17 protein-coding genes and 1 riboswitch are annotated in these 19862 nt (G+C 69.5%); of the genes, 2 read left to right on the top strand and 15 right to left on the bottom strand.

Translation table 11 applies throughout. From position 1 onward, the window contains the following. Positions 1–5: 5 nt before the first annotated feature. From ABNQ40_RS04345 to ABNQ40_RS04385, 9 genes are all read right to left on the bottom strand, one after another. The gene (locus ABNQ40_RS04345) at positions 6–752 is read right to left on the bottom strand and encodes an SDR family NAD(P)-dependent oxidoreductase (RefSeq protein WP_391345601.1); all 747 of its coding nucleotides are present in this window, start codon (positions 750–752) and stop codon (positions 6–8) included. Then, positions 749–2272 (bottom strand): ribulokinase, encoded by a 1524-nt coding sequence (locus tag ABNQ40_RS04350; protein WP_391345602.1) that lies wholly within the window; start codon positions 2270–2272, stop codon positions 749–751. The genes ABNQ40_RS04345 and ABNQ40_RS04350 overlap by 4 nt, the downstream gene beginning before the upstream one ends. Positions 2273–2503: 231 nt before the next feature. Next, positions 2504–2839: a carboxymuconolactone decarboxylase family protein gene (locus ABNQ40_RS04355; RefSeq protein WP_391345603.1), complete on the bottom strand. Its 336-nt coding sequence runs from the start codon at positions 2837–2839 to the stop codon at positions 2504–2506. After that, entirely contained in the window at positions 2832–4136 is a 1305-nt protein-coding gene (locus ABNQ40_RS04360; RefSeq protein ID WP_391345605.1) for an acetoin dehydrogenase dihydrolipoyllysine-residue acetyltransferase subunit, read from the bottom strand. The genes ABNQ40_RS04355 and ABNQ40_RS04360 overlap by 8 nt, the downstream gene beginning before the upstream one ends. A gap of 11 nt (positions 4137–4147) precedes the next feature. Beyond that, a complete protein-coding gene (locus ABNQ40_RS04365) occupies positions 4148–5143 on the bottom strand; it encodes an alpha-ketoacid dehydrogenase subunit beta (protein WP_109049758.1) in 996 nt (331 codons plus the stop codon). An 11-nt stretch (positions 5144–5154) separates the two neighbouring features. Then, entirely contained in the window at positions 5155–6102 is a 948-nt protein-coding gene (locus tag ABNQ40_RS04370; RefSeq protein WP_391345606.1) for a thiamine pyrophosphate-dependent dehydrogenase E1 component subunit alpha, read from the bottom strand. 141 nt (positions 6103–6243) lie between these two features. Then, positions 6244–7143: an ABC transporter permease gene (locus ABNQ40_RS04375; RefSeq protein ID WP_391345608.1), complete on the bottom strand. Its 900-nt coding sequence runs from the start codon at positions 7141–7143 to the stop codon at positions 6244–6246. An 87-nt stretch (positions 7144–7230) separates the two neighbouring features. Further along, entirely contained in the window at positions 7231–8769 is a 1539-nt protein-coding gene (locus tag ABNQ40_RS04380; RefSeq protein WP_391345610.1) for a sugar ABC transporter ATP-binding protein, read from the bottom strand. 79 nt (positions 8770–8848) lie between these two features. Further along, on the bottom strand, positions 8849–9796 hold the full coding sequence (locus ABNQ40_RS04385) for a substrate-binding domain-containing protein (RefSeq protein WP_199235320.1): 948 nt from the start codon (positions 9794–9796) through the stop codon (positions 8849–8851). 147 nt (positions 9797–9943) lie between these two features. Here ABNQ40_RS04385 and ABNQ40_RS04390 point away from each other — a divergent pair, with 147 nt between their 5' ends. Both ABNQ40_RS04390 and ribB read left to right on the top strand, forming a co-directional pair. Then, positions 9944–10930, top strand: a complete 987-nt coding sequence (locus ABNQ40_RS04390) for a sugar-binding transcriptional regulator (RefSeq protein WP_199235321.1) — start codon at positions 9944–9946, stop codon at positions 10928–10930. 109 nt (positions 10931–11039) lie between these two features. Next, positions 11040–11192: riboswitch (FMN riboswitch) on the top strand. A 133-nt stretch (positions 11193–11325) separates the two neighbouring features. Beyond that, positions 11326–11988, top strand: coding sequence for a 3,4-dihydroxy-2-butanone-4-phosphate synthase (ribB, locus tag ABNQ40_RS04395; protein ID WP_109049761.1), 663 nt, complete (start codon positions 11326–11328; stop codon positions 11986–11988). Between the two features lie 98 nt (positions 11989–12086). Here ribB and adhE read toward each other — a convergent pair whose 3' ends face one another. The 6 genes from adhE to ABNQ40_RS04425 form a co-directional block, all read right to left on the bottom strand. Further along, complete coding sequence (gene adhE, locus ABNQ40_RS04400) at positions 12087–14744, bottom strand: bifunctional acetaldehyde-CoA/alcohol dehydrogenase (protein ID WP_391345613.1); 2658 nt, start codon at positions 14742–14744, stop codon at positions 12087–12089. Positions 14745–14906: 162 nt separating this feature from the next. Then, complete coding sequence (locus ABNQ40_RS04405; RefSeq protein WP_109051037.1) at positions 14907–15659, bottom strand: helix-turn-helix domain-containing protein; 753 nt, start codon at positions 15657–15659, stop codon at positions 14907–14909. Between the two features lie 154 nt (positions 15660–15813). Further along, complete coding sequence (locus ABNQ40_RS04410; RefSeq protein ID WP_247879936.1) at positions 15814–16254, bottom strand: response regulator transcription factor; 441 nt, start codon at positions 16252–16254, stop codon at positions 15814–15816. Positions 16255–16377: 123 nt separating this feature from the next. Further along, positions 16378–17088 (bottom strand): response regulator transcription factor, encoded by a 711-nt coding sequence (locus tag ABNQ40_RS04415; protein ID WP_247879935.1) that lies wholly within the window; start codon positions 17086–17088, stop codon positions 16378–16380. Then, on the bottom strand, positions 17078–18604 hold the full coding sequence (locus ABNQ40_RS04420; RefSeq protein WP_391345725.1) for a PAS domain S-box protein: 1527 nt from the start codon (positions 18602–18604) through the stop codon (positions 17078–17080). Before ABNQ40_RS04420 ends, ABNQ40_RS04415 begins: the two co-directional genes overlap by 11 nt. A 151-nt stretch (positions 18605–18755) precedes the next feature. Further along, a complete protein-coding gene (locus ABNQ40_RS04425) occupies positions 18756–19832 on the bottom strand; it encodes a UV damage endonuclease UvsE (RefSeq protein WP_391345616.1) in 1077 nt (358 codons plus the stop codon). Positions 19833–19862 lie beyond the last annotated feature (30 nt).

The raw sequence follows: 19862 nt of genomic DNA on the forward strand, positions 1-19862 counted from the left end.
CTCCTTCAAAGAGCGGTGTAGCCGCCATCGACGGCCAGGACGGTTCCTGTGATGAAGCTTGCCGCGTCGGAGGCGAGGAAGGCGACGGCCAGCGCGATCTCGCGCGGTTCGCCCAGCCGGCCCATCGGCGTGGCGGCCAGCCAGCGCTCGAACCATTCGGGGCGGGAGCGACCGGCCAGCGTCAGTTCGGTGGCGGTGTAGCCGGGAGCCACGGCGTTCACCCGCACCCGGCCGGCCCATTCCACCGCCAGCGACTTGGTCAGCAGGTTGACCCCCGCCTTGGCGGCGTTGTAGGCGGCCTGGGGCTGCGGATGGACGACGATCTCGCCGCACATCGAGCCGATGTTGACGACCGATCCCCTGCCCGCCTCGACCATCGGGCGGCCGAAGGCGCGGGCGATGTGGAAGACGCCGTGCAGGTTGACGTCGATCACCCGGCGCCAGTCGGCCAGATCGACCTCAAGCGCCCGCCCGTTGTGGACGATGCCGGCATTGTTCACGAGGATGTGCGGCACGCCGGCCTCGGCGACCAGACGGGCGGCGGTCTCCTCGGCCGCTTGCGCGTCGGTGACGTCGAGGGTGTAGGCGAGACCGCCGATCTCGTCCGCCAGCCGGCGGGCGGCCTCGCCGTCGCGGTCGAGGATGGCGACGCGCGCGCCGGCCTCGGTCAGGACGCGGGCAATCGACTGGCCGATGCCGGCGGCCCCGCCGGTGACGACGGCGAGCCGGCCACCGAGGTCGAACTCCTTCATGCCGCCGTCTCCTTGACCGGGGCCGGAACCGGCCCGTTCAGCACGCCCTTCAGCGCCGGGTAGAGGGCGAGGTAGCGCTGATAGATCTCCTGGTAGAGGGCGGATTCGCGCGGGCGCGGCTCGATGCTGGTGCCGGGGCGGACCATCGCGGCGATGCCCTCGTCGATGCTGGCGAAGCGGCCGGCGCCATGGGCGGCCAGCACCGCCGAACCGGTGGACGGCGCGTCGGCCGAGGCCGGGATGCGCACCGGCAGGCCGGCGGTGTCGGCGTGGATCTGCATCCACAGCTGCGAGGCGGTGGCGCCGCCGCCGACCGTGATCTCGGTGGAGCTGTAGCCGCCGGCGCGGAAGGCGTCGAGGATGGCGCGGGTGCCGAAGCCGATGCCCTCGACGATGGCGCGGAAGACGTGGTGCGGTTCATGGGCCAGCGTCAGCCCGACGATGGCGCCGCGGCTGAGCGGATCGGTGTAGGGGGTGCGGTTGCCCTGGAAATGGTCGAGCACCAGCAGCCCGTCCGATCCCGGTTCCAGCGCCGCCGCCTTGGCGTTCAGCGCGGCGAGGTCGAGCGTGCCGCCGCTGAAGCGGCGCAGCCAGTTGACGATGGAACCGGTGGAGGTCTGGCCGCCCTCGACGATCCAGCGGCCGGGATAGACGATGTCGGGATAGCTGCCCCAGACGCCGGGGGCATGCAGCGGCGCCTCGGTGACGCCGAATTGCAGGTGCGAGGATCCGGTGATCAGCGCCAGTTGGCCCGGCTGGGCGACGCCGAGCCCGATCATGCCGATCAGCGCATCCGCCCCACCCTGCACCAGCCTGACCGACGGCCGCAGACCGAGGGTGGCGGCGGCCTCGGTCGTCAGCGTGCCGACCACCGCGCCGGGGGCCAGCACGCGGGCCGGCCATTTGCCCTCAAGCTCCTCGAGGTCGAGCGCCTTGAGGATGCCGCGCGCCCAGCCGCCGTCGCGGCTGGAGTAGTGCCAGCGCAGGCCGGCATTGTCGAGGCTGGCCACCCGTTCGCCGGTCAGGCGCAGGGTGAGGAAATCCTGGTATTCGCAGATGGTGTGGGCGGCGGCGAAGGTCGCCGGCTCGTTCCGCTTCAGCCACAGCGCCTTGGGGATCATCCATTCTGCGGAAACCGGACCGCGCCCGGCCCCGTTGATCTTCAGCGCCGGGTCGCCGGTGGCGAGCACCGCCTCCGCCTCGGCATGAGCGCGCACGTCCATCCACAGCAAAGCCGGGCGCAGCGCGCGGCCGTCGGCGTCGAGCGCCACGACGGTGCAGCAGGTGGTGGCGAAGCACATCGCCTCGATCTCCGCCGCGTCGATGCCGGCATCGGCGATGGCGCCGCGGGTGGCGTCGGCCAGCGCCCGCCACCAGTCCTCCGGGTCCTGCTCCGCCCTGGCACCCGGTCCGAACTGCGTGTCGTAGGCGACGGCCTTCTGGCCGAGGCAGCGTCCGGTCAGGTCGTAGATGCGCGCCCGCAGGCTTTCGGTGCCGCCGTCGGCGGTCAGGTAATACATTCCCTTATCCTCCCTGAAGACACGCAGCCCTTTGCGGACCGCCTTATGATTGCGAGGATCCCCTCTCCCCCCTGGGGAGAGGGTTAGGGTGAGGGGGGCGCGTGGCGAGGATTTTCAAGCATTGCAGACTCCTCGGTCCTGACTTGATCCACCCTGTGCATCCCCCTCACCCCGACCCTCTCCCCGGGGGGGAGAGGGGGAAGTGCCGGGGGGAGAGGGGGAAAGCTCCCCTCAGCCGAGCGAGCGGAACGCCGCCAGCGCCTTGCCGGCATACATCACGGCGGGACCGCCGCCCATCTCGACCGCGACCTCCAGCGCCTCGACAAGCTCGGCTTCGCCAGCGCCGTGCCGGCGGGCGCCGTCGACATGGTAGAGGATGCAGTCCTCGCAGCGGGTGGCGACGGAGATCGCCACCGCCATCAGCTCCTTCTGCGCGGGCGTGAAGGAGCCGGCGGCGCTGGCCGTGCGGCTGACCTCGGCGAAGCCCTTCATCAGGGCGGGGGACGCCTTGGCGAAGGCGCCGAGCCGCGCCTTCGCCGTCGCCAGACCGGTCTTTGCGTCATCCATGCTGGGTCTCCTCCTCGATCAGGGCCGCGACCTCGTGCGGCGCGTCCCACTGCGGCATGTGGCCGGACGGCAGGAAATGGGCCGCCACGCGCGGCGGCAAATTGAGCGCGTCGGTCGGCGACACGATGCGGTCGTCCAGGCCGAAGATTGCGCGGACGGGGATGCGCTCGGCCAGTTCCGCCAGCGGGCGCAGCAGGTCGATGCGCTGGCGTCCGTCGGCGGTGGCGAGCGCCGTGGCCAGCGTGCGCAGGCGTCCCCGGCCCATCTCACGCGCCATGGCGGCGAGCGCGGCGTCGGACAGCTGGCCGCCGCGCGGTCCCAGCAGGCGCAGCAGATGCGACACCTCTCCCGTGGTCTCCGCCGCCGCCATGCCATGGACGAAGTCGGCGCCGATCCGGGGCCCGCAGCCGGCGGGGGTGAGCAGGACGAGGCGCGCCACCCGGCCGCCGAGCCGGCGGGCGGCGTGAACGGCGGCGGCGGCGCCCAGCGAATGGCCGACCAGAACCAGTGGTCCGGGCAGGCTCTCCGCCAGCGCCGTCACCGCGGCGGCGAGCCCGTCCACGTCAGACGCCTCGATGGCGGTGGCGCCATGGCCGGGGAGATCCGGCATCACCACGCGCTTGCCCGAGCGGGCGAGACCGGAGGCCAGATTGGCCCAGGCGGTGCGGTCTCCGGCAAAGCCATGGACCAGCAGATGCACCGGCCCCGTGCTTCCGGCCTGTGCATAGGCGAGCCGGCCGGCCGAGGTGTCGAGCCAGCGCAGGTCGGCCGGCGCCGGGCCGGTCGAACCGGCGGCGCGCTCGACATCGGCACGCTCGATCCGGCCACGACGCCCGCTGCCGTGGAGCGTTTCCAGCGCGACGCCCTGCTGGCGGGCCAGCCGCCTTGCGGTTGGAGTGGCGCGCAGCCGGTCGTCGGAGCGGCGTTCCGCAGCCGGCGTGGCGGCGCTGTCCGGGGGGGCGTCGGCCTCCGCCGGCACCTGCTCCGTCGGGGCGGCGGGTTCGGCGCTGTCGGGCAGCGCTGCGGCCCATTCGTCGGCCGACAGGACCGCGACGCGGGCAATCGGGGCGCCGACCGGCACGCGGTCGCCGGCCGACACCAGCGTCCCGTCGAGACGGCCGTCGCCAAGGGCGGGATATTCGACGACGGTCTTGTCGGTTTCCAGCTCCAGAATGGCGTCGCCGCGGCGGAACTGCTGCCCCGGCTCGACCAGCCAGCCGACGATGACGCCCTCCTCCATCGTCTCGCCAAGCCGGGGCATGGTCAGCGTGAGGGTCGTGGTCCTTACGGTCGTCATGCTTTGAGATGTCATGCCGGCACCCGTCCGGCCAGCATCCGGAGAGCGGTGTCGGCGATCAGCCGCGGGCCGGGCACCGATCCGGCTTCCAGCGCGGTGGACACCGAAATCGGGATGTCCTCGCCGGCGACGCGGACCACCGGATCCTCGAGGAAGTCGAAGCATTCCTCGGTGATCCGCGCCGACAGTTCGGCGGCGACGCCGGCGGTCATCACACCCTCGCTGACCACCATGGCGCGGCCGGTGCGCTCGACATGGGCGCGGATGGTGTCGAAATCGAGCGGGTTCAGCGTGCGGATGTCGATCACCGTCGCCTCGACGCCCTGGGCCGACAGCTGGCGCGCCGCCTCCAGGCAATAGTGAAGCTGGCGGGAATAGGTGACGATGACCAGATCGCGCCCCTCGCGCCGCACAGCCGCCTTGCCCCAGGCCAGCGGTTCGGCGTCGAGGTCCACGCTCTCCTTCATGGTGTAGAGCGCCTTGTGCTCGATGAAGACGACCGGGTCGGGCTTGGTCAGCGCCATGCGCAGCAGGTGATAGGCGTCGGCCACCGTGGCGGGCATCGCCAGCCGCAGGCCCGGCGTGTGCATCACATAGGCTTCCAGACTCTGGCTGTGCTGGGCGCCGGCCGAACGCCCGGTGCCGCCCTGGGTGCGCAGAACCATCGGCACGCCGATCTGGCCGCCGAACATGTAGCGGATCTTGGCGGCCTGATTGGCGAGCTGGTCCATGGTCATGCCGATGAAATCGACATACATCAGCTCCGCCACCGGGCGCAGGCCGGTCATCGCCGCGCCGACCGCGGCGCCGACGATGGCCGGTTCGGAGATCGGCGTGTCGATCACCCGCTCCGCCCCGAACTCCTTGATCAGATCCTTGGTGACGCCATAGGCGCCGCCATAGCGGCCGACCTCCTCGCCGAGGATCACCACGTCCGGGTTTTCGGTCATCGCGTCGGCCAGCGCCTTGCGCAGGGCATCGCGATAGGTCAGTTCCTGAAGTGCCATCTTCGGTCTCCTCAGTCCCGCGCCAGAACGCGGTCGATGCGGGCGCGCACCGGTTCGGGTTCGGGTTCCTCGGGCGCATAGACATCGCGGAACATCGAGGCGAGCGGCGGTTCCGTCTGCGCCACGGTGAAATCGATGGTCGCGTCCATCTCGGCACCGATCTCGCTGTCGAGCCGGTCCAGTTCGCTCTCCGACTCCAGCCCGCGGTCGATCAATGCTGCGCGGGCGAAGGCGACCGGGTCCTGCCGGCGGCCGGCCTCTTCCTCCGCCGGGTCACGGTAGGGCGACTTGTCCTTGCGGGCATGGCCGTAAAAGCGGTAGCAGGACACCGCCAGAAAGGCGGGCTTGCCGGCCCGCGCCCCTTCGACCAGCCGTTCGGCGGCCTCGGCCACCGCCTCGACGTCGAGGCCGTCCACCGTCTCCGCCGCGAGGCCGAAGGCGGCGGCGCGTTCGTGCAGGTTGGGGTTGGCGGTCGCCTGGGCGATGTTGGTGCCCATGCCGTACTGGTTGTTGATGCAGACGAAGACGCAGGGCAGGCCCCACAGGGCGGCCATGTTCATGCTCTCGTAGAGGATGCCCTGGCCGGTGGCGCCGTCGCCGAAGAAGGCGACGCTGACGGCGCCGGTCTTGTGGTGGCGGGCGGAGAGGCCGGCGCCGACCACCGCCGGGATGCCGCCGCCGACGATGGCGTTGGCGCCGAGATGGCCCAGCCCCATGTCGGCGATGTGCATCGACCCGCCCTTGCCGTGGCAATAGCCGGCTTCCTTGCCGCCGATCTCCGCCATCATGCGGGCCGGGTCGGCGCCGCGGGCGAGGAAGATGCCATGGCCGCGGTGGTGGGTGGTGAAGCTGTCGCCGTCGCGCAAGTTCGCGCAGACACCGGCGGCGGCACTCTCCTCGCCGATGGACAGGTGCAGCATGGAACCGGCCGACTGGCCGCGGACGAACAGCTCGCCCACGCGCTCCTCGAAGGTGCGGAATCCGGCGCATCGTCCGGTAGAGTTCGGGAAGGCGCGTGTTGGCGCCCGCCCCGACCCGGCCCACCGCAGTGCGGCCGGCCGTAGCCCGGAGGTCAGCCTCGTACATCGAAGACTCCGATTTCAAAGAAGGTTGAGCTTGGTGCTGCGCGAGACGACGGCGACGGCGGCAAGGATGATGACGCCCTTCACGATCGCCTGGATGTAGGTGTCCATCCCCATCAGGTTGAGGCCGTTGTTGATGACCCCGATGAAGAGCGCACCGAAGAAGGTGCCGGGCACGGTGGCCGTACCCGGCCGGAACATGGTCATGCCGATGAAGACCGTCGCCAGCCCGTCGAGCAGGTAGCGTTCGCCGGCGTTCGGCTGGCCGGAGCCGAGCCGGGCGGCGAGCAGCGTGCCGGCCATCACCGCGAAGAGGGAGCAGACGACCAGGGCGGCGGCGCGATACTTGCGCACCCGGATGCCTGACAGCTCGGCCGCCTTCTGGTTGCCGCCGACGGCGTAGATGTAGCGGCCGAAGATCGTCCGCTCCATGACGAACCAGGCCACCAGCACCGCGGCCAGCATGAAGAAGGCGAGGACCGGGATGCCGGCGACGCGCCCCTGGCCGAGCCAGAGATAGACCTCGTCCAGCCCGCCATAGATCGCCCGGCCGCCGGTCATCAGGAAGTTGATGCCGTAGAGGATGGAGCCGACGGCCAGCGTCGCGATCAGCGACGGGATGCCGACCAGCGTGACGAGGAGGGCGTTGACGGCCCCGACCGCCAGACCGGCGCCGAGCCCGGCCAGCAGGGCGAGCGGCAGCGGCACGCCCTTGACCAGCAGCAGCGGCACCAGCACGCCGGCAAGGCCGACGGTGTAGCCGACCGACAAATCCATCTCGCGGGCGGCGAAACCGAAGGTCAGGCCGGCGCCGACGATGGTCAGCATCGAGATCTGCTGCGCGATGTTCAGCAGGTTCTGTCCGGTCAGGAAGCGGTCGACGCCGAGCGAGAAGACCAGGAACATGGCGACCAGCACGACCAGCGTGCTGTAGCGCTGGACATGCTCCTTGCGCAGCCCGAACAGCCGGTCGTGGCTGGGGAGGGGATCCGGTGGCGGTGTCGGTCATGCTGGGATTCCTGAAGTGGCAGCCGCCGGGGCGGCTCCGGAGATGGCGGCGATGAACGCGCTCTCGGAAAAGCCGGTGCCGGGGATTTCCGGGCCGGGCCGCAGGTGATGGAAGGGGATGACCCGGTGCGCCAGCGCCTCGATCTCCAGCAGGTCGGAGGATGCGATGACGATCCCCACGCCGGTGGCGGCGAGGCGCCGCATCTCGGCATAGATCTCGGCCTTGGCGCCGATGTCGACGCCCTCGGTCGGCTCGATGAAGATCATCACGCGATAGCGGCCCTCAGCCCCGTAGAGCCATTTGCCGATGGAGATCTTCTGCTTGTTGCCGCCCGACAGCGTGCGCAGAAGCTGGCCGGAGGAATGGGCCTTCACGTTGAGAAGACGCATGATGCGGCGGGATTCCGCCTCCTCCCGGCCGGGTGACAGGATGCCGGCGGCGATGGCGCCATGGCCGGGATGGACCATCGCCAGATTCTCGCGCAGGGTCCACTCGCCGATCAGCGCGTATTCCATGCGGTGGTCGGGGACCAGCGCGATGCCGGCCGCCTGCATGTGGGCGGGCGGTCCCGGCTTGACCGGGCGGCCGCCGACCGCCAGCCCGGCGCAGCGCACGCCGGACGGGCTGTGCAGCGAGCGGGCGAAGCCGAAATGGCCGGCGCCGGTCAGGCCGATCAGCCCGACGATCTCGCCGGCATGCAGGGTGAAGCGCGGCACATGCAGCCGCCCGACCCGCCAGTCGCAGATGTCGAGCACGACCTCGCCGCGGCCGGCCCGCGCCGCCTCTTCGGACTTGCGCTGCGGGCCGGAGCCGCTGCGGCGCAGCATCATGTCCACCAGCATCTGCTCGTCGAGCGCGTCGGCGGATTCCGTGCAGATGCGCCGGCCGTCGCGCAGCACGGTGATGCGGTGAGACAGCGCCTTGATCTCCGACAGGAAATGGCTGATCAGCACCACGCCGACGCCGCGCCCAGGCAGCGTGCGGATGATCGCCCACAGCTGCTCCTTCTCGCGGGCGGGCAGCGTCGCCGTCGGCTCGTCGAGGATGACGATGCGGGCGGAGCCGCGGAGCGCGCGGACGATCTCGATGACCTTGCGGTCGGCCATCGGCAGCTCGGCCACCGGACAGCCGAGGTCGATGTCGACCTGCGGAAACCATGTGGCGAGCAGCGCCGAGGCCTGGGCCTTCAGGGCGGAGGCGCGGATCATGCCGCCGATGCGGCGCGGCTCGACGCCGAGCAGGATGTTCTCCGCCCCGGTCAGGCCGGGGACGAGGCTGCCCTCCTGGCTGACATGGGCGATGCCCTGGGACAGCGCGTCCTGCGGCGAGCCGAAGCGGACGGCGCGCCCGTCGACGGCGATGGTGCCGCCGCTGGGCTGAAGGCTGCCGCCCAGGATGCTGACCAGCGTCGATTTGCCGGCGCCGTTCTCGCCGATCAGGCCATGCACCTCGTCGCTGCGGAAGACGACGTCCACGCCGTCCAGCGCCCGCGTTCCCGGAAACTGCATGGCGATGTCGGCCAGATGGATTTCCATGGCGACCTCCAAGGAATGAAGCCTGCCGCCGCCGGCCCGGGTGCGGAGGGATCCGCCACTCCGGGCCGGCGGCCTCCGGTCACATGAACTGCTTGCAGTTCTGCTTGGTGATCAGCGGCGCGTCGAGATAGACGGTCTTGGTCGGGATCACCTCGGCGGCGGGCTTGCCCTTCACCACCACGTCGTCGAGCCACTGGCCGACGGTCTTGCCCATCTCCTCGAAGGGCTGGCGCACGGTGGCGATCATCGGGCTGTCGGGCTTGCAGACCTCGGCGACCGCCTGCGGGTGGCCGTCGATGCCGATCACCTTGACGTTCTTCAGGCCGGCGCCCTTGATGACGTTGACGGCGGCCTGCGCCGGCTCGTCCCACGGCGCCCAGACGGCGGTGATGGTGTTGCCGAAGCGCGCGACGTAATCCTCCATCGTGCGGTTGGTGTCCTCGAAGAAGGCGGTGTAGTTGATGTTGTGCTCCGCCAGCACCTTCACGCCCGAATATTCCTTCAGCACCGTCGCCATCACGTCGCCGCGCTTGCGGGTGCCGTGGTGCTCCGCCATGCGCAGGAAGACGAGGTTGCCCTGCCCGCCCATCTGGTCGAGCAGATAGACCGAGACGTTGGCCGACATCGCCCAGTTGTTGGTGGTCACGTCGACCAGAACCCCGTCGACATAGCCGGAATCGACGGCGAAGACCGGAATCTTGGCGGCCTTGGCGGCGTCGAGCGCGGCGCGGCTGGCGCGCAGGTCGGCCATGGTGATGACGATGGCCTTCACGCCGCGGTTGGCGGCGTCCTGGATGTTGGAGGCGGTCGCCTCGCCCGAGCCGCCGCTGTCGAGAACGCTGATCTTCCAGTCGGTCTTGCCGCTCTGCTTGGTCCAGGCGTCGAAGCCGGCCTTCACCCGCTGTTCGGACTGCGCGGCGGCGTTGGCATGGACCCAGGCGATGTCGAGGGCCTGCGCCGCACCCGCGGCGGTCATCATCGCGACCATCGAGACAGCCGCAAGCATTCCGGAAAGCCGGTTTTTCATTTCCATTCTCCTCCCATTGCCAGCTATCTGGCTGGCGAATTCTCGATGCCGGTCTTGCGCCGGCGACGATGAGCTTGTGGTGGGGCGTGACAAATGTCAACACAAGATACATTTGTCACCTGATAGGGGTAGAGGGGGAAGCGCGCGATGCGGAACGGGACCAGCGAGGGGCCGGAGGACGAGGTGCTGATGGCGCGGGCGGCCTGGCTGTACTATGTCGGCGGCCTGAACCAGGAGGCGGCGGCGCGGCGGCTGGGCGTCACCCGGGCGCGGGTCAACAAGCTGCTGTCCGACGCCCGCGACAGCGGCATGGTCAGCATCACCATCAACTCCGCCAATGTCGGGCTGCTGCCGGTGGAGGAGGCGATCCGCGAGCGCTATGGGCTCGATGTCTGCATCTGCACGCCGGCGCTGACCCAGGATGCCGGCGGCGACCGCGACGACGCGCTGCTCGCCCCCTTCGCCTTCCGGGCGGTGGGGGCCGCCGCCGCCGCCCATCTGCGCCGCCATCTGGCCGAGACGGAGGAGGCGGTGGTCGGCACCGGCTGGGGCCGGACGCTGGAGCAGATGACCCTGCAGATGGCGGGGGTCAGCGCGCCGCGGGCGAAATTCATCAGCCTGATGGGGTCGCTGACCGCGCGCTCGGCCTACAACCCATTCGACGTGGTGCATGCGCTGGCACGGACCACCGGGGCTGAGGGTTATTTCCTGCCGGTGCCCTTCATCGCCGACAGCCTGGAGGCGCGCGACGTGCTGCTGTCGCAGCAGTCGGTGCAGACGGCGCTCCAGCTCGCGCGGTCGACGACGGTGGCCTACATCTCCATCGGCGAGCTGCGCGAGGCGTCGCTCCTGCGGACGCAGGGCATGATCAGCGCCACCGAACTGGCGGAGCTGCGGGCGGCCGGGGCGGTCGGCGACACCAACGGGCTGTTCTTCGACCGGGACGGCAAGGCGGTCGATCATCCGCTGAACCACCGCACGCTGGCGCTCGGTCTCGACGGGCTGAAGCAGACCTACACGGTGGCGCTGGTGGCAGGCCGGACCAAGCTCCAGGCCGCCCGCGCCTTCCTCGCCAGCGGGGTGGCGCGCGGGCTGATCGTCGACGGCGACACCGCGCTGGAACTGGTGAAATGAGCGGGCGCCCGCGCTGCCGCACGGTGGAAAGGGCCGTCCTGCTCCCTTGACAGCGGCCGTCAGGTTGCGGAATGGTGACGCGGTCGGCCGATCCCGGTCGGCGATATAAGCTTGTTCTCAGGGCAGGGTGAAACTCCCGACCGGCGGTATCCCTTCGACAGAAGGGGAGCCCGCGAGCGCTCACCGGTTTTTGGCGGTGAGGTCAGCAGACCCGGTGTGAGGCCGGGGCCGACGGTTACAGTCCGGATGGAAGAGAATGAGCAGACCGCGCCGGTGGCTTGCCGCGAGCAAGCCCGCCGTCGCCGGTTCGCGCCATCGCGTCGGGTTCCGGTCCGGCGCGCTGGAGGTCTCTTTGCGCCCTGATTCAGGCTCACCCTTCAGTGGATGTGAGAACCATGAATCAGATTTATCGTCAGAACGACCTGCTCGCCCGCTTCGGCACGCCGGGCGAACGCGTCGCCCGCGCCCTCGACAGCCTTCGGCAGGGGGAAGGAGTGATCGTCGTCGATGACGACGACCGCGAGAATGAAGGCGACATCATCTACCCGGCCGACAGCATCACCGTCGAGCAGATGGCGCTGCTGATCCGCGCGTGCAGCGGCATCGTCTGCCTGATCCTGCCCGACGAGCATCTTCAACGGCTGGAACTGCCGGCGATGGTGCCGGCCAACAGCTCGCGCTTCGGAACGGCCTTCACCGTGTCCATCGAGGCGCGCGAGGGCGTCACCACCGGCGTCTCGGCGGCCGACCGGGTGACGACGATCCGCACCGCCATCGCCGACGACTGCCGTCCGGAGGATCTGGCGCGGCCGGGCCATGTCTTCCCGATCCGCGCCCATCCGCAAGGGCTGGCGGCCCGCCGCGGCCACACGGAAGCCACCATCGAGCTGATGGCGCGGGCCGGACACAAGGCGGCAGGCGTGCTCTGCGAGGTGATGAACCCGGACGGCACCATGGCCCGCCTGCCGGAGCTGATCGTCTTCGCGGAAGAGCAGTCGATGCCCATCGTCAGCATCGCCGATCTGGTGGCGGAGAGCGGCCTGCAATCGGAGCGCTGAGCGGGTCCGGCCGCAGGCAAACGGGGACCGCCCTGTCGGAGCGATTGTTTCCGACAGGGCGATCCCCGTTGTGTGGCGTCGAGGTGGGGAGAGACCGGTTACTCGGCCGCCGTCTTCTGGCCGACGACAGTCAGCTCGGCCGGGGTGTGCTCGCCCGCCGGCTCGACATAGGCGCGCCCATAATAGCTGTCGACCAGCAGCTGCCTGATCTCGGCGACCAGCGGATAGCGCGGGTTGGCGCCGGTGCACTGGTCGTCGAAGGCGGCTTCGGCAATCGCATCGACCCGCGCCAGGAAGGCCGCCTCCGGCACCCCCGCCGCCTGGATCGAGGCCGGGATCTCCAGCGCCCGCTTCAACTCCTCCACCCAAGCAATCAGCTTCTCCACCCGCTCATGATCGCGGCTGCCGCCCAACTCCAGATGGCGGGCGATCTGCGCATAGCGCGCCACGCCCTTCGGACGGTCGTACTGGCTGAACGCCGTCTGCTTGGTCGGGATGTCCGCCGCGTTGTAGCGGATCACGTTGGCGATCAGCAGCGCGTTGGCGATGCCGTGCGGGATGTGGAACTCCGCACCCAGCTTGTGCGCCATCGAATGGCACACCCCCAGGAAGGCGTTGGCAAACGCGATGCCGGCCAGCGTCGCCGCGTTGTGAACCAGCTCCCGCGCCTTCGGATCCTGCGACCCGTTGCGGTAGGCCGAGGGCAGATGCTCCTTCAGCAGCTTCAGCGCCTGCAGGGCCTGGCCGTCGGAATACTCGTTCGCCACCACCGAGACGTAAGCCTCCAGCGCATGGGTCACCGCGTCGATGCCGCCCGCCGCCGTCAGACCCTTGGGCATGTCCATCACGAGATTGGCGTCGACGATCGCCATGCTCGGCGTCAGCTCATAGTCGGCAATCGGGTACTTCGTCCCGGTGCGCTCGTCGGTCACCACGGCGAAGGGCGTCACCTCCGATCCCGTCCCCGAGGTGGTCGGCACCGCCACCAGCTGCGCCTTCATGCCGAGCTTGGGGAAGGTGTAGATGCGCTTGCGGATGTCCATGAAGCGCAGCGCCAGATCCTCGAACGCCACTTCCGGCGCCTCGTACATCACCCAGATGATCTTGGCCGCGTCCATCGGCGAGCCGCCGCCCAGCGCCAGGATCACGTCGGGCTGGAAGGCGTTGGCGAGCGCCACGCCCTTGCGCACCACCGCCAGCGTCGGGTCGGCCGAAACCTCGAAGAAGGTCTCGACCTCCAGCCCCAGCGATTTCAGCACGCGGACGCTGTCGTTGACATGGCCGTTCTCGAACAGGAAGCGGTCGGTGACGATCAGGCAGCGCTTCTTCCCGCGCAGCTCCTCCAGCGCGAAGGGCAGGCAGCCGCGGCGGAAATAGATCGACTTGGGCAGCTTGTGCCACAGCATGTTCTCGGCCCGCTTGGCCACCGTCTTCTTGTTGATCAGATGCTGCGGCCCGACATTCTCCGAGATCGAGTTGCCGCCCCACGAGCCGCAGCCCAACGTCAGCGAGGGTGCGAGGCGGAAGTTGTAGAGGTCGCCGATGCCGCCATGGGACGACGGCGTGTTGATCAGGATGCGGGCGGTCTTCATCTTGTCGCCGAAATGGCGGATGCGGTCGGCCTGCCGGTCCTGGTCGGTGTAGAGCGCCGAGGTGTGGCCGATGCCGCCAAGCGCCACCAGGGCTGCGGCCTTGTCGCAGGCCTCGGCGAAGTCCTTGGCGCGGTAGAGCGCCAGGGTGGGTGACAGCTTCTCATGGGCGAAGGGTTCGCTGTCGTCGACGTCGGTGACCTCGGCGATCAGCACCTTGGTGGCGAGCGGGACGTTCAGCCCGGCCATGGCGGCGATGGCGTGGGCGGGCTGGCCGACGATGTCGGCATTGAGATGGCCGTCGGTCAGCAGCACCTTGCGCACGGCGTCGGCCTCGCGCGGCGACAGGATGTAGCCGCCATGGTGGGCGAAGCGGTCGCGCACGGCGTCATAGACGGCCTCGACCACCACCGCCGACTGTTCGGACGCGCAGACCACGCCATTGTCGAAGGTCTTGGACATCAGGATGGAGGCCACCGCGCGCTTGATGTCGGCGAACTCGTCGATGACGGCCGGCGTGTTGCCGGCGCCGACGCCGATGGCGGGCTTGCCCGACGAATAGGCGGCCTTGACCATGCCCGGCCCGCCGGTGGCGAGGATCAGGGCGATGTCGGGGTGGTGCATGACGGCGTTGGAGAGTTCGAGCGAGGGCTCGTCGATCCAGCCGATGATGTCGTCGGGGGCGCCGGCCTCGACCGCGGCGGCGAGCACGAGGCGGGCGGCCTCGCAGGTCGATTTGCGGGCGCGGGGATGAGGGGAGAGGACCAGGCCGTTGCGGGTCTTCAGCGCGATCAGCGCCTTGAAGATGGCGGTGGAGGTCGGGTTGGTGGTGGGGACGATGCCGCAGATCAGGCCGACCGGCTCGGCGATGGTGAGGATGCCGGCGTCGTTGTCTTCGGACAGGACGCCGCAGGTCTTGTCGTCCTTGTACTTGTTGTAGATGTATTCGGCGGCGAAGTGGTTCTTGATGACCTTGTCTTCCATAACGCCCATGCCGGTCTCCGCCACCGCCATCTTGGCGAGCGGGATGCGGGCGTTGGCGGCGGCCAGAGCCGCGCTGCGGAAGATCAGGTCGACCTTCTCCTGCGGGTAGTCGGCGAAGCGCGCCTGCGCCGCCTTCACCCGCGCAATCAGGGCGTTCAGGTCGGAAAGGGTTTTAACGGTCATGGTCATCATCCACTTGCTGTCCGCGGCCCGTGCGATGACGCCGTCGCGGTGATGTGTGGGGAAGGGCACCGTTCGGGTGCGCCGCCGCGCTTCGGGACGCCCAAAAATCATTTGGAGCGCCCGGCGTGCGCGGTCAGGAATTTGAAAAGGGTGCGGTGGAGGTCAGAAGCCGCCGGCGAGGTCGGCCAGGGCGTCGCGGTCCAGCAGGTCCAGCTTGCCGCCGACCAGGATGCGGATCAGGCGGCTCGACTTCAGCTTGGTCAGGGTGCGCGACACGGTTTCGGTGGTCAGGCCGAGATGGTCGGCGATGTCGCTACGGCCCATCGGCAGGTCGATGGTGCAATCGTCTCCCTTGCCGCCGCACTTGCGGTCGCTGAGGCGCAGCAGGAAGGTGGCGACCTTCTCGGCGGCGGTCTTGCGGCCGAGCAGAACCATCTGGTCCTGTGCGGCCATCAGCTCCGAGGTGGTGGCCGACAGCAGCTTGCGGGCGAAGGCCGGCTGGGCATCCATCAGGGCGTCAAGCTCCAGGCGCGGAATGCGCTGGATGGTGGTCGCCGTCACGGTTTCGGCGGTGTAGAGATACTGGGCGGCGAAGGCCAGCCCCATCATGTCGCCGGCCTGCAGGAAGCCGATGATCTGGCGGCGGCCGTCGGGCAGCATCTTGTAGAGCCGGACCATGCCGCTCATCACCCGGAACACCGAACCGGCCGCATCGCCCTCGGTGAACACCGTGATCTCACGCTCGTAGACCTTGGCGTGGCCCAGGCTGGCGAGCGGGTCGGCGGGGTTGCGCGGCTGGATGGCGGCGCCGCCACCTGCGCCCAGGGCGGCGTTCGGCGTCATCGCCAGGGCGGAGACCAGGTAACCAGGGACGGCGCGGTTGGCGTGGGCGGCAATGGCGGCGTGCGTGGACATGGTGACCTCGGCCTTGACGGTGCGATGCGGTCCGGTTCGTTCCGGTGTGCATCCGATGGCCCGAAGCTAACTTTCCCCTGTCGCCCTGTGCAGTTCGGTGATGTACCTAAGGAAGTTTGCGTACGTAAGTGTACCTACATATCGGGTGGCCGTATCAGGCGGCGGCCGGCATCAGGCCGTTCAGCATGTCGATCAGCTGGTCCTCGTCGAACGGCTTCTCCAGCACGGCGATGACGCCGGCCTCGCGGGCACGGGCGAAGGTGGCGGGGTCGCCGCGGCCGGACACCATGATGACCGGCATGCCGTGCAGGTCGCCGCGATGGCGCTCCAGAAACTCCAGCCCGCTCATCACCGGCATGTGCAGGTCGAGAACGAGGCAGCCCTTGGGGTTTCCGTCGTAACGGTCGAGGAATTCGCGGCAGGACGAGAAGTCCCGCACATCGAAGGAAAAGGCTTCCAGCAGCGCTTTCAGCGAGTCGCGGACCGGCTCATCGTCGTCGACGATGTGGACGATGCCGGCACCCGGCATCCCGCCGGACACGCTGCCTGGCCCGCTGCCGGGCTCGTTGCCCGACTCATTGCCCAGGCGATCCATGACGGCCTCCGAACTTCCATAACAGACAAACAGCGCCGACGGTGCGGCGCGTCATGGAAGATAAAAGGAGGCCGGGGCGCCGATATACGGAGCAATGCGTATGCGGCGCGCTTTTGATGCAGATCAGCCCCCTCCGGGCACGACACCGGCGGCAATCGCCATGCGGACCAGAGTGGGCAGGCTGTCGGCCTGCATCTTCTCCATCACCCGCGCGCGGTGGATTTCCACGGTGCGCGGGCTGATCGACAGCTCGAAGGCGATGACCTTGTTCGACTTTCCGGCCACCAGCCAGCGCAGCACGTCGAGTTCGCGCGGCGTCAGGGCCGACAGGCGGGCCAGCACCTCCGGCGGGGCGGAGGCGGCCGGCGGGGGGGCCGGCTGTTCCGGGGCCGCGGCCGGCGGGGGATCCTGCGCCGTCCGGCTGTCCGCCGCGCGGGCCAGGGCGGAGCGGACGGCGGCGAGCAGCGCCTCCTCCTCGAACGGCTTCTCGACGAAATCGACCGCCCCGGCCTTCATGGCGCGGACGGCGAGCGGCACGTCGCCATGGCCGGTCATCACCACCACCGGGATGGCGTGGCCGTCGCGGGTCAGCCGTTCCTGAACGTCGAGGCCGCTCATCTGCGGCATGCGGACATCGACCAGCAGGCAGCCCGGCCGCGACGGCGCGTCGGACTCCAGGAAGCCGAGCGGGGTGGCGAAGCTTTCCGCCCGGAAGCCGGCGCATTCCAGCAGGACCTGAAGGGAATCGCGGATGGCGTCGTCGTCGTCGACGATGAAGACGGTGAGGTCGGCGGTCATGTCGGATACGGCATCGGGCCTGGCGTCAGCGGGCATCGTCGGCATCCGCTGCGGACAGGGAAGTCGAAAGGGGGACGGTGAAGGCGAAGGTGGCGCCGGTGGATGGCGGCTCGGCCGGCGGTTCGGAGAGCGATTCGGCAGCCGGCTCCAGCCACAGGCGGCCGCCATGGGCTTCGATGATCGAACGGCAGATCGACAGGCCAAGCCCCATGCCGCTGCTCTTGGTGGTGACGAAGGGCTGGAACAGCTGGGCGCGCACCGTCTCCGGCACGCCGGGGCCGCTGTCGGTGACGGAGACGCGGCGGAAACCGCCGTCCGCCGGCTCGGGGCCGGTGCGGACGGTCAGCACCCGCTGCCCGCCCGGCGCGCCGCCCATCGCTTCGATGGCGTTGCGGACGAGGTTGAGGATCACCTGCTGGACCTGCACCTTGTCGATCAGCACCTGCGGGTCGGCCGGCTCGAAGTCGAAACGGACATGCAGGCCGCGCTCCTTGGCGCCGACGAGGGCGAGCGCGCTCGCCTCCTCCACCACCTTGTTGAGGGATTCGACGGAGCGGTGGGTCTTGCCCTTCTCGATGAAGCTGCGCAGGTGGCGGATGATCTGGCCGGCGCGGGTGGCCTGGGCGCTCGCCTTGTCGACCATGTCCATCGCCTTGGACACCGTTTCCGGGCGTTCCATCAGGCGCTTGGCGGCCTTGGCGTAGTTGATGACGGCGGTCAGCGGCTGGTTCAGCTCGTGGGCCAGCGTCGAGGCCATCTGGCCCATGGCGCTGACCCGGCTGACATGCAGAAGCTCCGACTGGAGTTCCTGCAAGCGCCGCTCGGTGGCCTGCCGCTCGGTCAGGTCGCGGACGAAGCCGGTGAAGCAGCGCCGGCCGGCGAGCAGCACCTCCCCCACCGCCAGTTCCATCGGGAAGACCGAGCCGTCGCGCCGCTGGCCCGACACGATGCGGCCGATGCCGATGATGCGGCGCTCGCCCGTCCGCCCGTAGCGCTCCAGATAGCCGTCATGCTGCTCGCGGTAGGGGGACGGCATCAGCATGCTGATGTTGCGCCCGGCCACCTCCGCCGCCGCATAGCCGAACAGCCGTTCGGCCGCCGGGCTGAAGGATTCGATCAGCCCTTTCTCGTCGATGACGATGATCGCTTCCGGCACCGTCTGGAGGATCGAGGCCAGCCGCGCCTCGCGCTCGCGCAGCGCAGCCTCGGCCTGCCTGGATGCCGTCAGGTCGCGGATGATGCCGATATAGACCGGCGGGCCGTCCTGGCTCGCCTCCCCCACCGACAAATCCATCGGGAAGCAGGAGCCGTCCTTGCGCTGGCCGGTCACCTCGCGGCCGATGCCGATGATCCGGCGCTCTCCGGTGCGGTGATAGCGCTCCAGATAGCCGTCATGCTCCTCCCGATAGGGGGCGGGCATCAGGATGTTGACGTTGCGGCCGACCACCTCCGCCGCGGTCCAGCCGAACAGCCGTTCGCAGGCGGGGTTGAACGACTTGATCCCTCCGCGGTCGTCGATGATGACGACCCCGTCGGGCACGGTATCCAGCATCGCCTGCAACTGCGACAGAACTCCCAGGTTTTTGTCCCGGTCATCGGCCCGGTCATCGTCTGCCACGTCACACCCTCGACCTCTCGTCCTTCGTCGGCAACAGAGTAGTTGAGTGCAACCGTGGGTCAAGGCTGGCGATCGGGGCCGGCGATCAGGGGCCGGCGGAGGCCGGGGCGGAGATGGCGCCGCTCAGCAGGGCGTCCTGCTCCAGATCGTCGACGGCGAGGTTCTTGGCCTTGGCCTCCACCTCGAAATCGGCCCAGGAGAGATGCTCCGCCACCAGCCGGTTGACGGCATGGTTCCACATGCGCTGGGAGTGCGCGCGCAGATCCCTGGTCGTAAGCCCGCGCGCCGCCAGGACCGCATAGTCCGGCAGGCTGTCGGGCGGCCAGTCGGCCAGCAGATCCTCGCGCGACACGCTGATGTGGGCGACCGGCCGCACCCCGCGCCAGGAGCCGGCGACCACGGCGATGCGCGGATCGTCGGGACGCAGATACTGCCCTTGCGTGCGGACCCAATGGTGGTGGAGGTCGAGCACGATGGGCACACTGTCGGCCAGCGGCAGCAGGTCGTCCAGGCCGAAGGACATCTCGTCGTTCTCGACCGTCAGCAGATTGCGCGCCTCCTCCGACAGCAGGGCATAACCGCGGCGGAAGCCGGCGATCCCCTCGCCGCGCCCGCCGCCATGGATGTTGACGTGGGCGCCCCGCGAGTGCCAGCCGCCGGTCAGCCCCATCATCCGCAGGATGTCGGCATGGTACTCCAGCTCCGCCACCGCATTGTCGAGGGTGGAGGGGTTGGCGCTGTTCAGCACGCAATACTGGTCCGGGTGCAGCCCGATGCGGATGTCCGCCGCCATCGCCTTGCGGCCGGCATGCTCCAGCCCGCTCCGCACCAGCGCCTGGACACCGGGCTGGCGGTAGAGCGGCCGTCCGACCTCGTGCGTATAGGCCGGCAGTAACCCGCTGTTGACGCGCAGCAGGCGGCGGTAGGCCGGATGCCGGGCGACCTCGTCCAGTTGCAGATGCAGGGCCTGGAGGTTGCGGCGCAGGACCTCCGTCAGCTTTTCCTCGGCACGGGCCGGGCTCAGCCTGCTCAACGTCGCGATGGTGACGGTGCCTGGATTCATGCGCCTGGCAAGTCCGGCGTCGCCATCGGGCGGAACATACTGGCAGCACCAGCCGAAACGGGCGGCGGACGGCGGCATCGGAGCGGAGGTGTCGGGCATCGGTCGGCATGAGGAAGCGGACGGGCCGCT

It is taken from the genome of Azospirillum sp. A23, assembly GCF_042938965.1.
Classification (GTDB): domain Bacteria; phylum Pseudomonadota; class Alphaproteobacteria; order Azospirillales; family Azospirillaceae; genus Azospirillum; species Azospirillum melinis.

Coding starts and splice junctions, on each gene's coding strand:
- ABNQ40_RS04420 (WP_391345725.1), bottom strand. CDS start 18,604: ATGCTGGATACCGTGCCCGACGGGGTCGTCATCATCGACGACCGCGGA.
- ABNQ40_RS04380 (WP_391345610.1), bottom strand. CDS start 8,769: ATGGAAATCCATCTGGCCGACATCGCCATGCAGTTTCCGGGAACGCGG.
- ABNQ40_RS04415 (WP_247879935.1), bottom strand. CDS start 17,088: ATGCCCGCTGACGCCAGGCCCGATGCCGTATCCGACATGACCGCCGAC.
- ABNQ40_RS04390 (WP_199235321.1), top strand. CDS start 9,944: ATGCGGAACGGGACCAGCGAGGGGCCGGAGGACGAGGTGCTGATGGCG.
- ABNQ40_RS04410 (WP_247879936.1), bottom strand. CDS start 16,254: ATGGATCGCCTGGGCAATGAGTCGGGCAACGAGCCCGGCAGCGGGCCA.
- ABNQ40_RS04425 (WP_391345616.1), bottom strand. CDS start 19,832: ATGCCCGACACCTCCGCTCCGATGCCGCCGTCCGCCGCCCGTTTCGGC.
- ABNQ40_RS04360 (WP_391345605.1), bottom strand. CDS start 4,136: ATGACGACCGTAAGGACCACGACCCTCACGCTGACCATGCCCCGGCTT.
- ABNQ40_RS04350 (WP_391345602.1), bottom strand. CDS start 2,272: ATGTATTACCTGACCGCCGACGGCGGCACCGAAAGCCTGCGGGCGCGC.
- ABNQ40_RS04365 (WP_109049758.1), bottom strand. CDS start 5,143: ATGGCACTTCAGGAACTGACCTATCGCGATGCCCTGCGCAAGGCGCTG.
- ABNQ40_RS04345 (WP_391345601.1), bottom strand. CDS start 752: ATGAAGGAGTTCGACCTCGGTGGCCGGCTCGCCGTCGTCACCGGCGGG.
- adhE (WP_391345613.1), bottom strand. CDS start 14,744: ATGACCGTTAAAACCCTTTCCGACCTGAACGCCCTGATTGCGCGGGTG.
- ABNQ40_RS04385 (WP_199235320.1), bottom strand. CDS start 9,796: ATGAAAAACCGGCTTTCCGGAATGCTTGCGGCTGTCTCGATGGTCGCG.
- ABNQ40_RS04405 (WP_109051037.1), bottom strand. CDS start 15,659: ATGTCCACGCACGCCGCCATTGCCGCCCACGCCAACCGCGCCGTCCCT.
- ribB (WP_109049761.1), top strand. CDS start 11,326: ATGAATCAGATTTATCGTCAGAACGACCTGCTCGCCCGCTTCGGCACG.
- ABNQ40_RS04355 (WP_391345603.1), bottom strand. CDS start 2,839: ATGGATGACGCAAAGACCGGTCTGGCGACGGCGAAGGCGCGGCTCGGC.